This is a genomic window from Lentzea albidocapillata subsp. violacea (assembly GCF_900100275.1).
Lineage (GTDB): Bacteria > Actinomycetota > Actinomycetes > Mycobacteriales > Pseudonocardiaceae > Lentzea > Lentzea violacea.
The window spans coordinates 158,048-170,063 of record NZ_FNET01000004.1 but is presented as its reverse complement, the minus strand read 5'-3'; the positions used below and the strand labels follow the sequence as shown (position 1 = coordinate 170,063).

Annotated in this window: 8 protein-coding genes, 2 tRNA genes and 2 pseudogenes; 6 read left to right on the top strand and 6 right to left on the bottom strand. The window is 70.9% G+C overall.

The window, feature by feature from the left end; all coding sequences use genetic code 11:
- The first annotated feature begins 157 nt into the window (after positions 1-157).
- From BLR21_RS11310 to BLR21_RS44670, 3 genes and pseudogenes are all read left to right on the top strand, one after another.
- Positions 158-230 (top strand) — tRNA-Gln (locus BLR21_RS11310).
- A gap of 80 nt (positions 231-310) precedes the next feature.
- Positions 311-382, top strand: a tRNA-Ile gene (locus BLR21_RS42395).
- Positions 352-765: pseudogene (locus tag BLR21_RS44670) on the top strand (ArsR/SmtB family transcription factor); the annotation flags it as partial. The gene BLR21_RS42395 and the pseudogene BLR21_RS44670, both read left to right, overlap by 31 nt.
- Before the next feature lie 96 nt (positions 766-861).
- Here the strand turns inward: BLR21_RS44670 and BLR21_RS43695 are convergent.
- Together BLR21_RS43695 and BLR21_RS11285 are read right to left on the bottom strand one after the other, a co-directional pair.
- Positions 862-1,737: a hypothetical protein gene (locus BLR21_RS43695; protein WP_256334629.1), complete on the bottom strand. Its 876-nt coding sequence runs from the start codon at positions 1,735-1,737 to the stop codon at positions 862-864.
- 162 nt (positions 1,738-1,899) lie between these two features.
- Positions 1,900-2,916 carry a LacI family DNA-binding transcriptional regulator gene (locus BLR21_RS11285; RefSeq protein WP_090005784.1) on the bottom strand — a complete coding sequence of 339 codons (1,017 nt, stop codon included), beginning with the start codon at positions 2,914-2,916 and terminating at the stop codon, positions 1,900-1,902.
- A gap of 200 nt (positions 2,917-3,116) precedes the next feature.
- Between BLR21_RS11285 and BLR21_RS11280 the strand changes: the two genes are divergently transcribed.
- Positions 3,117-5,789 (top strand): AfsR/SARP family transcriptional regulator, encoded by a 2,673-nt coding sequence (locus BLR21_RS11280; RefSeq protein WP_176929587.1) that lies wholly within the window; start codon positions 3,117-3,119, stop codon positions 5,787-5,789.
- Here the strand turns inward: BLR21_RS11280 and BLR21_RS11275 are convergent.
- The gene (locus tag BLR21_RS11275; protein WP_090005782.1) at positions 5,775-6,248 is read right to left on the bottom strand and encodes a hypothetical protein; all 474 of its coding nucleotides are present in this window, start codon (positions 6,246-6,248) and stop codon (positions 5,775-5,777) included. The genes BLR21_RS11280 and BLR21_RS11275 overlap by 15 nt on opposite strands.
- A 47-nt stretch (positions 6,249-6,295) precedes the next feature.
- Positions 6,296-7,726, bottom strand: coding sequence for a sigma-70 family RNA polymerase sigma factor (locus BLR21_RS11270; RefSeq protein WP_143027683.1), 1,431 nt, complete (start codon positions 7,724-7,726; stop codon positions 6,296-6,298).
- A 255-nt stretch (positions 7,727-7,981) separates the two neighbouring features.
- On the opposite strand from BLR21_RS11270, the pseudogene BLR21_RS11265 reads away from it, so the two are divergent.
- A pseudogene (locus BLR21_RS11265) lies at positions 7,982-9,627 on the top strand (glycoside hydrolase family 15 protein); the annotation flags it as partial.
- A gap of 58 nt (positions 9,628-9,685) precedes the next feature.
- On the top strand, positions 9,686-9,982 hold the full coding sequence (locus tag BLR21_RS11260; RefSeq protein WP_030477227.1) for a YiaA/YiaB family inner membrane protein: 297 nt from the start codon (positions 9,686-9,688) through the stop codon (positions 9,980-9,982).
- A gap of 9 nt (positions 9,983-9,991) precedes the next feature.
- Here BLR21_RS11260 and BLR21_RS11255 read toward each other — a convergent pair whose 3' ends face one another.
- Together BLR21_RS11255 and BLR21_RS11250 are read right to left on the bottom strand one after the other, a co-directional pair.
- Positions 9,992-11,206, bottom strand: a complete 1,215-nt coding sequence (locus tag BLR21_RS11255; protein ID WP_090005779.1) for a sensor histidine kinase — start codon at positions 11,204-11,206, stop codon at positions 9,992-9,994.
- Positions 11,203-11,886 carry a response regulator transcription factor gene (locus BLR21_RS11250; RefSeq protein WP_090005778.1) on the bottom strand — a complete coding sequence of 228 codons (684 nt, stop codon included), beginning with the start codon at positions 11,884-11,886 and terminating at the stop codon, positions 11,203-11,205. Before BLR21_RS11250 ends, BLR21_RS11255 begins: the two co-directional genes overlap by 4 nt.
- Positions 11,887-12,016 lie beyond the last annotated feature (130 nt).

Here is a 12,016-nt window from a genome sequence, read left to right as displayed (position 1 = left end):
ACGCCATCCGTCAGAGTGGATCTCGACGAACCGGAGGAAGGAGCCAGCCGTGATGCAACACATGCGCCATCAGCACGTCTGGTGCTCCTCGGCATGAGCTGACTCATGTCTCCGGGGAGCCGTCCCGTCGCACTCAGCGACGAGGCGGCTTTTTTGATGCCCGTTGGTCCAATTGGCACGGACACCGCGCTCTGAACGCGGAGATCGAGGTTCGAGTCCTCGACGGGCAGCCGTGACCGAAGCCGAAGCAGTCGAGGCACCAGGTTGTGGTCCTGGTCGAAGCCGGTGCGAGTCCGGTCGGTCACTCCAGCGCGCGGGATCCGGCGATCACCCAGGCCTCATAAGCCTGGGGTGCCTGGTTCGACACCAGGACGCGCGACCAGGAGGGCGAGGAAGGCGTCGTGCAGGACACCGTTGGTGGCCAGCACGACGTCCTCCTCGACCACCGTCACGCGGCCGCCCGCCTCCTCCACGAGCACCGGCAGGCACGCCAGGTCGAACTCGTCCAGGCCCGCACCGGCCGCGATCACCGCGTCCACCCTGGCGCACCGCCGTTTGCTCATCTACTCGGCCCGTGGCGCCGGCACGGTGTGGGAGAAGGGCCGCAGCCGTGGGCCCGCGGCTCTCGCCGGTGTCCTTGGTCAGGTGCGCGCGGATCTGCTGGCCGAACTGGCACAACCGCGTTCGTCCACGGACATCGCGCGTCTCACGGGCGTCACGGCCTCGGCGGTGAACCAGCACCTGCGGGCGTTGCGCGACGCCGGGCTGCTGGCTTCGCAACGGCACGGCCGCAGCGTCGTCTACGCGCGCACCGACCTCGGCGACGCCCTCGCTTCCACTCGGGGAACAGGGAAGCTGACGTCACTCGCAGGCGGTGCCGTCCTTGTCGTGGTCCAGGCTGTAGATGTCGGTGCCGATGACCCGGATCGGGCCTGCCGCGTAGGCGGGCCCGTTGCCGCTGCCGCCGGCGCAGTCCACGTCGGTCGCGATCGGTACGCAGCCGCCGTAGTTCGGGTCGCACGCGGGCTTCGGCGCGGGCTGGGGAATCGGCTGCGGCTTCGGCTGCGGGTTGGGCTGAGGCTGGGGCTGGGGTTGGGGCTTCGGCTGCGGGGCGGCCGGGGGAGTGGTGGTCGTAGTCGTCGTCGTGGTGGTCGTCGTGGTGGTGGTGCTGGTCAGCGGTGCGACGGTCGTCGTCGTAGTAGGTGCGGCGGTTGTGGTGGAGAGCCCTGCCGCTGCGTTGTTCACGTCAGTTGGGCCGCTGAGCGCGGCTCCCACGATGCCGATCACGAAGAAGATCCCGAGCAGGCCGGCCACGCCGATGGCCACCGGCGCCATCCCCGGCCTGCGCGCCGCCGGCACGACCGCGGCACGGGGGATCTCGCGCGGCATGCGCAGCGAGATCTGCAGCAGTCCGTTGCCGCCGCGCTGGACGAACGCGGCGCAGCCGGTCGCGCCGCCGCCGGACTCCACGTGCATCAGCACGGGCGCATACCGTTGCGACATCAGGAAAGTCAGCTCGCCCACGCGGTACCCGTCGAGTCGCACCTCGATGCCGCGCAGACCGCGGTGCTTGCCGGCGGCGATCACGCACCACGTCAGGTTCACGGCGACGTGCCGCGTCACGCCGTCCGGAACCGCGTACCGCGACAGCACGTCCTGGTGGTGCTGTTCGCCGGTGACGGTCACCGTCACGTCGCCGGGAACCATGACCAGACCGGCGGCCGAGTTCTCGATCACTGTCGCAACTCCCTCGGAGGTGGGCTTGTACGCCTCACCATCGAGAACCTGCTCGCGGTGTTACCGACAGTGCCTCGGAGTTGTGCTGAACGGGTGAAAATCGGGTCGATTCGTCACGGACGGTCGACGATCGCCGATGTAAGTCCCCTTCGGGCGACCTGATCAGGCGCTGGAACGCACCACGAGCGAGGTGGGCAGCAGCAGCGACGGGGGCAGGCCCTGCTCGCCCGCCAGTTCCGCGAGCAGCCGCCACGTCATCGTGCGCCCGAGTTCCTCGACGTCCTGCCGGATCGTCGTCAGCGGCGGCGTGGCGGTCGCGGCGAACACCGAGTCGTCGAACCCGACCACGGCGACGTCCTCGGGCACACGTTTGCCCTGTGCGTGCAGCACCTGCAACGCCCCCAGCGCCATGATGTCCGCGGCCACGAACACCGCGTCGAGATCGGGAGCCTTGCGCAGCAACAGTTCCATGGCCTTCGCACCGCTCTCCGGCGTGAAGTCGCCGTGCTCCACCAGGTCCGCGGAGAGCCTGGCCTCGCTCAGGCCGCGCTTGAACCCGCTCAGGCGATCGGCGCCGACGGCCATGTCCTTCGGGCCGGCGACGGTGGCGATGCGCTTGCGGCCCAGCGACGCCAGGTGCCGCGCGGCCTCCAGGGCGCCGGTGAAGTTGTCGGCGTCGACGAACGGGACCGTGGTGCCCAGTGGCCGCCCGCCGGACACCACGGGCAGGCCGATCTCGGCGAGCATCGGCACCAGCGGGTCGTCGCCGTGCAGGCTGACCAGCAACGCGCCGTCGACGTGCCCGCTGCTCAGGTAGGTGACGAGGTCACCGGTGTCGGCCGGCTGGCTCATCATCAGCAGCAGCTGCATGTGGCGGCCGGCGAGTTCGGAGTGGATGCCCCGCAGCACACCCGCGAAGAACGGGTCGGACAGCACGCGGCCGGTCGGTTCCGAGACGACCAGGGCGATGGCGTTGGCCCGGTTGCCGGCGAGGGAGCGCGCGGCCTGGTTGGGGGAGTAGCCCAGCTGCGCGATGGCGGCGTGGACGGCCTCCCTGGCCTTCGCGCTGACGTACTGCTCGTCGTTGATCACGCGCGAGACGGTCGACTTGGACACTCCGGCGACCCGCGCGACCTCTTCGATCCGGGGGCCGGGACGTCGCTTCGCCGTCTCGGTCATCCGGCCATCCTAGGCTGCCTGGCCGGACCATGATCTGCTCAGGTCCATCTTCGTTCCCCCTCGTCACGGCGGCGTGCGCCCAGTTTCCAAGATCGTCCGCACAAATTCCGCACAGCACCCCCGAGTTCTGGCACCATGCCCCCCGAGGAGGGCTAGTGCGGTATCGGCTTCTTGGGCCGCTGCAGATTTGGCGTGGGGGCGTGGAACTGCGGCTGGGCGGGCCCCGGCAAAGGGCGTTGCTCGCGGCGTTGGCACTGCACGCCAACCAGACGGTCAGTTTTGAACACCTGAGCGAGGCGGTGTGGGAATCTCCACCCGCGGCTCCTGAATCGAACATCCGAACCTATGTCGCCGCCCTGCGCAAGCTCGTGCTGGACGACCTCGTCACCGTTCCAGGTGGATACCGGCTCAAGGTGCCGGACGGAGAGGTCGACGTCGGCGTCTTCGCAGAGCTGTGCGCGGCCGGCGACGAGGCGTTGAAGCGGGGCGATCACCGGGCGGCGGTCGGCAAGTACGCGGAAGCGCTGGCGCTGTGGCGTGGCCCGGCGCTGGACGGCCTCACCGTGGGGCCGCGGCTCGAAGCCGAGCTCACGCTGCTGCAGGAACGCCGGCTCACCGTCGCCGAGCAGCACGCGCGGCTGTCGATCGAGCTCGGTCAGGGCGAGCGGCTGATCCCCGAGTTGCGACGGCTGACGAAGCAGTTCCCGTTGCGGGAACAGCTGTGGCTGCAGCTCATGCACGCGCTGCAGCGGGCCAACCGGCCGGCCGAGGCGCTGCGGGTGTTCGACGACGTGCGGGTGCTGCTCGCCGACGAACTCGGCACCGATCCGGGCGGCGAACTGCGCGAACTGCACGCCCGGCTGCTGCGCGGCGACCAGCCGCGACCGGCCCTGAACACACTGCCCCGCGACGTCGCGGACTTCACCGGCCGCACCGCCGAGATGGACCGGCTGACCAGGGCGGTCACCGGCAGATCAGCCGTCGTGATCTCCGCGATCGACGGCATGCCGGGCGTGGGCAAGACGACGCTCGCCGTGCACCTGGCGCACCGTCTGGAGTATCCGGACGGTCAGCTGTTCATCGACCTGCACGCGCACACTGCGGGCCGTGCGCCCGTGGAACCGACAGACGCGCTCGACGTGCTGTTGCGCGCGCTCGGCCTGGAGGAGATCCCGGTCGGCCTGGACGAACGGGCCGCCATGTGGCGGGCCGAGCTGTCCCGGCGCAGGTTGCTGGTCGTGCTCGACAACGCGGTGAGCGCCGACCAGGTCCGTCCGCTGCTGCCGGGCGTGCCGGGCTCGCTGGTGCTGGTCACGTCCCGTGCGCGGCTGGTCGAGCTGGAGGGCACCTCGACGCTCACGCTGGACGTGCTGTCCGAGGCGGAGGCGTTGCAGCTGTTCGCCACGATCGTCGGCGACGAGCGCGGCACCGACGCCGCGGCCCGCGAGGTCGTGGCGCTGTGCGGACGGCTGCCGCTGGCCGTGCGCCTGGCCGCCGGACGGCTCCGCAGCCGTCCCACCTGGACCACCGCCCACCTCGCGACGCGGCTGCGCGAGGGACGATTATCCGAACTGGACGCGGTCTTCGCGTTGTCGTTCAGTCAGCTCCCCGCCGCCCACCAGCGGCTCTTCGGCCTGCTGGGCCTGCACCACGGCACCGACCTCGACGTCCACCAGGCCGCCGCGCTGGGCGATCTCGACCTGCTGGAGACCGACGGGATGCTCGAAGACCTTGTCGACGTGCACCTGCTGGAGTCCGCGACGCTCGGCCGGTACCGGATGCACGACCTGCTCCGGCAGTACGCGCAGTCCAGGGTGGACAGCACCCGAGCGCCGCTGACCAGGCTGCTCGACCACTTCCTGGACACGGCGAACCAGGCGACGCGGCTGATGTCGCCCGCCGCGCGCAAGTACGAGGTCGACATCACCTACCGGCCGGAGTCGCGGCTCGTGCTGCGCGACTACGACCACGCGGTCGAGTGGCTGGAGACCGAACGCCAGACGCTCGTGGCCGCCGTGGCACTGTCGCTCGACGGTGACTGGCGCACACACACGTGGCAGCTCGCGCGCGCGTTGACGTTCTTCTGCATGGTGCGCGGCCACACGCGTGACTGGGCCACGATCAACGAACTGGCGCTGGAGGCCGCGAAGGACGAGCCGGTGGCGCTCGCGATCACCACGAAGAACTACGCGATGGTGTTCTGGCAGACCGCGCAGTACCCGACGGCCATCCACTACAACGAGCGCGCGATCGAGATGCTCCGCGAGCTGGGCGACCTGCAGGGCGTCGCGGGCACGCTGAACAACCTCTCGCTGGTCTACCGGACCCTCGGCCGGCACGCCGAGGCCGCTGAACTGCTCGAACAGGCCATCACCGTGGCACGTCAGCTCGGCGACCGGCACCTCGAGTCGCAGGCGATGAGCAACGTCAGCAACATCTACAGCGCGCTGGGCCGGTACGACGAGGCGCTGCAGGCGTGCACGTCGGCGCTCGCGTTGATGCGGGAGATGGGCAGCCGCCGCGACGAGGCGGACACCCGGAGCGCGCTGGGCATGATCCTGCACGCCATGGGCAGGCACGCCGAAGCGTTGGAGGCGCTGGAATCGGCGTTGGCCGCCGTGCGCGCGATCGGCGACGTGACGACGGAGACCGTGGTGCTCAACTATCTCGGTGAGGTGCTGACAGCGGCCGGACGTCCTGCCGAGGCCATCGCGCCGTTGCGTGAGGCGTTGGAACTGGCCGAACGCATCGACGACCGGCGTGAGGCCGCGAACGCGCACAAGCACCTCGCCCGCGCGGTCGCGGATCCCGCCGAGGCGGACCGGCACCGGAAAGAGGCGGACGAGAGGTTCGCGGCGCTAGGCGCCGAGTGAACGGGGGCCCGGCCTGCCACCGGGCACCACCGCGCCACGCGGTAGCCCGTCCCGCAGCAACGGCAACAGCCTGGGGTGCTTGCTCATGAGCACCGCGGCCGTGCCGTTGCGCTGCTGGATCCGGCGGCAGAAGTGCGGTGACAGCCCCACGCCGAGATAGGCCTCGGCCCGAGGCCCGTAGACGACCGCGCCGCTGAGCCCGCACCACGCGGCCGCGACGGCCAGCCCGTCCGTCCAGACGTACCCCTCGACGTACGTTCCGCCGTTGTGGCGGCTTGCCTCGCTGAAGGCGTCGCTGAACGTCACCTGCGGCTGCAGCCTGGTCCGGGCGTCGGCGGACCACCAGGTGCCGAGGTCGAGGACCAGGCCCTCCACGCTCGCGTGCGCCCACTCCGAGTCGTCGACGAGCGTGCGGAACGGCGCCTCCAGCTCCGTCAACGCCGCCGTGAGCTCCTCCACCCGCCCATGGTGCGGTGCCCGGGCCGATCTCGCTGTCCGAAGTGGACTCAGGCCTGCGCCTGGGCGATCGTGACCGGGATGCTCACCTGCACCGGCCCCGCCACCCCGGTGATGACCCCGTCCCCGGCCTTGGGATCGGCCTGCAGCCGGGCCCGGAACGTGATCGTCTGGCCGGGCGCCAGCGTCTGACCGCCCTCGCACGTCACGGTGCCCTTGCCCGCGGGACACCCGATCATGTCCGCCGAGGTTTTGCCCGGCCCGACCGTCTTGATCTTGTCGGGCATGGTCAGCGTCAACGTTGGCACCGTGGTCGGTGCCGTGCCGTTGTTGGTGATGCTGATGTTCATCTCGTTGGGCGGGCCCTCGGTGGTCATGGCGACGCCCTTGGGCGCCGACCCGGACAGCGTGGCCGCCCCGGGAGCGACCGTGTTGTTCGTCGTGGTCGCCGGTCCGGCTGAGCCGCTCGTCCCCGCGCCCGGCGCCGCCGATCCGGCGGAGGTGCCCGCCGGCACGCTGCCGGAGCTCTGGGTCGAGCCGGGCTGACCGGTCTGCGGCACGCCCTCCGAGGTGCTCGTGCCGATCGCCGGCGCCGCGCCGGGGATCGTCGAGGACGGCCCGCCGTCGGTGCTGACGACTCCGGAGGCGGCGACGACCACGACGGCCGCGGCGGAGGCGGCGACGCCCAGCCACGAGGTGAGGCTGACGGTCACCGCGGCGCCCTTGGTCGCGGTCGCGGCGGCGGCGAGGTACCCGGCGGTGCCCGTGCCGAGCACGATGGGGGCGACGAGCCCGCGCAGCGCGCCGTTGACGTCGGACAGTTCGCCGGCGAGCTTGCGGCATTCGGCGCAGTCGTCCATGTGCGCGTCCAGTTGGACGGCGTCCCGGCCCTTGAGCCCGCCGCGCGTCCAGGCGCCGAGCTTCGTCACCGTGGCACGGCACTTCTCCGTCGGCTCCTGGTTGATGTGCGCCTGCAGGAACGCCTTGCGCAGGCCTTCGCGCGCACGGAACGCCATCGCGGAGACGCCGTTCGCGGTCAAGCCGAGCAACGGCGCGATCTCGCCGGGCGACTGGCCCTCGATCGCGGTGTGCCACAGGACCGTCTGCCACCGTTCGGGCAGCGTCGCGAACGCCGTCGCGGCCATCGCCTGGTCGAGGTCCTCCACCGCCTTGTCGCGGAACGGCACGCTGGTCGCCTTGGTGGCGCCGGGAACCTCCTCGATGTCCCCCGCGAGCTCGAGCCGCTTTTCCTTGCGCGTGCGGTCATAGGCCGCGTGCCGCACGGCCGTCAGCAGGTACGGCCGGAACGAGGCTCCGGGACCACCGCCGCCGCGCAACGCGGCGAGGACCTTGGCGAACGCCTCCGCCACCAGGTCGTCGGCGTCCGAGGACGACGTGGACAGCTGCATCGCCAGGATGGTCGCCGAGCGCACGTGCCGTTCGTAGAGCTTGCCGTACTCCTCGACCCTGCCGTCTCTCACGGCATCGATCAGGTCGGCATCCGACGACGGTCGTCCACGCTGCCCGATCAAAGAAAGCCTCTTAACGTGATGCCCTGTGCTGATACGCGGACCCTATCGACATGACTCAACGCGAACAATCCACGCATCCGAACCCGATGTAATAAAAGAGGTTTAGGACTCGTCTAAGTCTTGCCCAACACAGGACTGATGGCCCTGGCGCTTACTTACCTTCCCTGCGTGGACTTCCCGACCCAGCTGGTTCCGGTGCGCGCGGCCGTGCCGATCGAACGGCACAGCCTGCTCTCCGACCGCCGCGCCTTCGCCCTGGTCACACCGGACGCGGACGTGACCTGGCTGTGCCAGCCGGCACCGGACTCGCCCGCTTTGTTCGCGAAACTGATCGGCGGCGACGGGCATTTCTCGGTGCGGCCCCAAAGGAACCAGCTTCCGCTGGGCCAACGGTACGCATCCGGCACGATGTCCGTGCGAACCCGCTGGACCGGCCTTCAGGTTACCGACAGCTTGTCCGGCGGATTGGTGCGTTCGGTCGAAGGACGGGTGCCCGCCGTGGTGGAGTTCGCGCCACGTCCCGATTTCGGCCGGAAAGTTGTCCGGTTGGAACCCGTCACCGACGGCCTGCGGGTGGCGGGCACGCCGATCGAACTGCACTCGCCCGGTGTGGACTGGCGGATCTCCGGCGGCACGGCCACCGCGGTGATCACCCCACCGGCCGTCCTCGAACTGCGCTGGGCGCTCCGCCGTCCACAGAGGACTGGCACGACTGGTCCTCCGGCCTGCGCCTTCCGGACGGCCACCGCGAACTGGTACGAAGATCCGCCCTCACGCTGCGCGCCCTGTGCCACCGGGACACCGGCGCCGTGCTCGCCGCCGCCACGACCTCGTTGCCCGAACAGATCGGCGGCGTCCGCAACTGGGACTACCGCTACTGCTGGCTGCGCGACGCGGCCCTCACCGTGCAGGCACTGGTGTCGCTGGGATCGACGGACGAGGCAGGCGCTTTCCTGGAGTGGCTGCACCGGGTTCTCGCCACCTCCCAGGGCCCGGAGGAACTGAACCCGCTCTACACCGTGCACGGCACCACGCTCGGCCCCGAGATCGTCGTCGATCTCCCCGGCTACGCGGGTTCGGGACCCGTCCGCGTCGGCAACCTCGCCGACCAGCAGGTGCAGCTCGACGTCTTCGGCCCGATCGCCGACCTCGTCCACACGCTCGCCCTGGCCCGTGGCACCCTCGCCGACCGCGACTGGGACGTCGTCACGGCCATGGTGCGTGCCGTGACGCGCCGCTGGCACGAACCCGACCATGGCATCTGGGAGGAACGGCACGTCCCGCGCCACCGCGTCTACTCGCGCGTGATGTGCTGGCAGACCGTCGATCGCGCCATCGCCCTGGCCGAACGCTTCGGCCGTCCGGTCGATCCCGCCTGGCCATCGCTTCGTGCCGCGATCGCCGCCGACGTGCTCACGCACGGCTGGAATCCCGGCGTGCGCGCGTTCACCACCGCGTACGACGGCACCGACCTGGACGCCGCCTCTCTGCACGTGGGCCTGTCGGGGTTGCTCGATCCGGCGGACGAACGGTTCCGGCTGACCGTCGTCGCGGTCGAGGAGGTGCTGCGCAGCGGGCCGACGGTCTACCGCTACCTGCGCGACGACGGCCTGCCGGGCGACGAGGGCGGGTTCCACCTCTGCACGACCTGGCTGGTCGAGGCCTACCTGCTGGCGGGTCGGCGCGCCGACGCCGAGGAGTTGTTCGAGAGCTTCGTGAGGCTCGCGGGCCCGACGGGGTTGCTGTCGGAGGAGTACGACCCGATCGCCGAACAGGCGCTGGGCAACCACCCGCAGGCCTACTCGCACCTGGGCCTGATTCGCTGCGCCCGGCTGCTGCACGGAACGTGACCCGGACATGAGTAGCCGTACTCATGACAGCCAGAGTGTGACGCAGGACTCTCGGATCATGACCTCTGCCACGCCCTCGCACACACCGACGACCGCCGCGTTTTACGTGCAGGCGGTCCTCTCGTTCGGGCTCTCGCTGACCGCCGTCGGCATCGGAGTCGTGTTCCTGCCCGTCGACGGTTGGGTACGCGCGTTCCTGGGCATCGCGATGCTCTACACGGTCACCTCCGCGTTCACGCTGGCGAAGGTGCTCAGGGACCGGCAGGAGGACACCTACATCACCAGCCGGGTGGACAGAGCCCGGCTGGACAAGCTGCTCACCGACCACGACCCGTTCAAGATCGACGTGCCCTGACCGAGGGGGTCAGGGGTGGCCGTGCCACAGCCGCCACGCGCGCGGGCTCGCCGGCTCGTGGTGGCTGTCGGCCTCCCCGAACCGCAACCGCACCCTGGCGCCGCCCAGCCGCCCGCGCTCCAGGTGGATGGTCCCGCCGGTCGCCTCCGCGGCGGCACGGGCGATGTCCAGGCCCAGCCCGGTCGACCCGCCCCCGCTGCTGCCGCGGTGCAACGCCGAGGACGGATCGGCCACCCCGGTGCCGCCGTCCTCGACCACCAGCGTCACCCACCCGCCGTGCCGCACGACCGACACCCCGACCGGTGCGGCGGGAGGCGTGTGCCGGAAGACGTTCTCCAGCAACGTGTCCACCACGGCGCCCAGCGCGTCGGGCGCCAGCGGCACCCAGCAGGGCTCGCCCACGTCGATCTCGCACATCCGGCCCTGGTCGGCGGCGTGCGCGGACCAGAACACCATCCGCGTCCGCACGACCGACGCCACGTCGCACGTGCCGGCCTGTTCGCCCTCGGTGGGCTGCAGGGACTGGATGATCCGGTCGACGTCGTGCCCCAGTGTGCTGACAGCGCTGCGGATCCGGTCGGCGACGGGTCCTGACCCCACCGCGTCGGCGTCGAGTCGCAGGGCCGCCAGCGGGGTCCGCAGCCGGTGCGACACGTCCGCGATCATCTCGCGTTCCTTCGCGAGCAGCTGCGAGGTCCGCGACGAGGCCTCGTCGATCGACGAGGCCAGCGCCTCCAGTTCGCGCGGCCCGCGCAACCGCACCCGCCGCCCGACCGACGTGGTCAGCTCCCGCAGTGCCGCCAGCACGGGCGTGAAAGGCCTGTGGCCCAACCACACCGCCGCGCCCAAGCTCACCAGCGCGACCCCGGCGACCAGGAACACCGCGAAGAACGGGAACGGCACGGCGGCCGGTGCCACCGAAACCACGGCCCCGTCAACGGAAGCGACCGGCGCGCCACCACCGGCCCCGAGGCGCGTGCCGTCCCGCAGCACCACGGACAACCGGCCCTCGGCACCGGCGGCCGTGCGCGCGATCGTTCCCCGGACGGCGTCGGGATCCGCGGACACCGCCAGCACCCCGGCGACGACGGCCGCATCCCGCCGATCGGCCTCGGCGGCGGTGGCCGCGGCGTGTGAATAGGCCAGGAACCCAGCCGTGGCCACGAAAACCAGGGCGACCAGGCCGGCGGCGAGCAGCAGGGCGCGGGTGATGACCGCCCTCATTCGGGCGCCGCCAGCTTGAACCCGACGCCCCGGACCGTGTGCAGGTAACGGGGATGCGCCGCGGTCTCGCCGAGCTTGCGCCGCAACCAGGACGCGTGGACGTCGATCGTCTTGTCGTCGCCCACGTACGGATTGCCCCACACGGCCTGAATGATCTCCCGTCGCGAGACCACGCGCCCCGGCCGTTGCGCCAGATACGCCAGCAGGTCGAACTCCCGCCTGCTCAGCGCGAGAGCGGAGTCGCCGAGCGTCGCCGCCCGCTGGGCGAGGTCGATGCGCAGCCCACCGAGTTCCACGACCTCGGACGGCACCGAGGAACCACCCGTGCGGCGCAGCAACGCGTTGATCCGCGCGGCCAGGTGCTCGGCCGAGAACGGCTTCACGATGTAGTCGTCCGCGCCCGCGTTCAGCGTGCTCACGACCGAGGCCTCGGCACCCCGCGCGGTCGCCACGATGACCGGCACGTTGCTCACCCCGCGCAGCATCCGCAGCGCCGCGACGCCGTCCAGGTCCGGTAGCCCGAGGTCGAGTATCACCAGGTCCAGGTCGGAGGTCCCCGCCTCGCGCAGTGCGGCCACGGCGGTGCCGACGGCCTGCACGACGTGCCCGAGGTCGGTCAGCGCGTGCACCAGCGCCGCCTGGACCACCGGGTCGTCCTCGACCACCAGCACCTTCGACATGCACGCAGCGTAAGCAGCGAACCCGTCGATGGGGAGAGGTGTCGCGAGCTTATCGAGATCGTGTTTCGTCCTTAAATCTCCCTTAGGGATGGCGGGCCTACGGTCTGCAGTCACACCGGAGCAGGGAGTT

Coding starts and splice junctions, on each gene's coding strand:
- BLR21_RS11285 (WP_090005784.1), bottom strand. CDS start 2,916: ATGACCGAGACGGCGAAGCGACGTCCCGGCCCCCGGATCGAAGAGGTC.
- BLR21_RS11260 (WP_030477227.1), top strand. CDS start 9,686: ATGACCTCTGCCACGCCCTCGCACACACCGACGACCGCCGCGTTTTAC.
- BLR21_RS11255 (WP_090005779.1), bottom strand. CDS start 11,206: ATGAGGGCGGTCATCACCCGCGCCCTGCTGCTCGCCGCCGGCCTGGTC.
- BLR21_RS11250 (WP_090005778.1), bottom strand. CDS start 11,886: ATGTCGAAGGTGCTGGTGGTCGAGGACGACCCGGTGGTCCAGGCGGCG.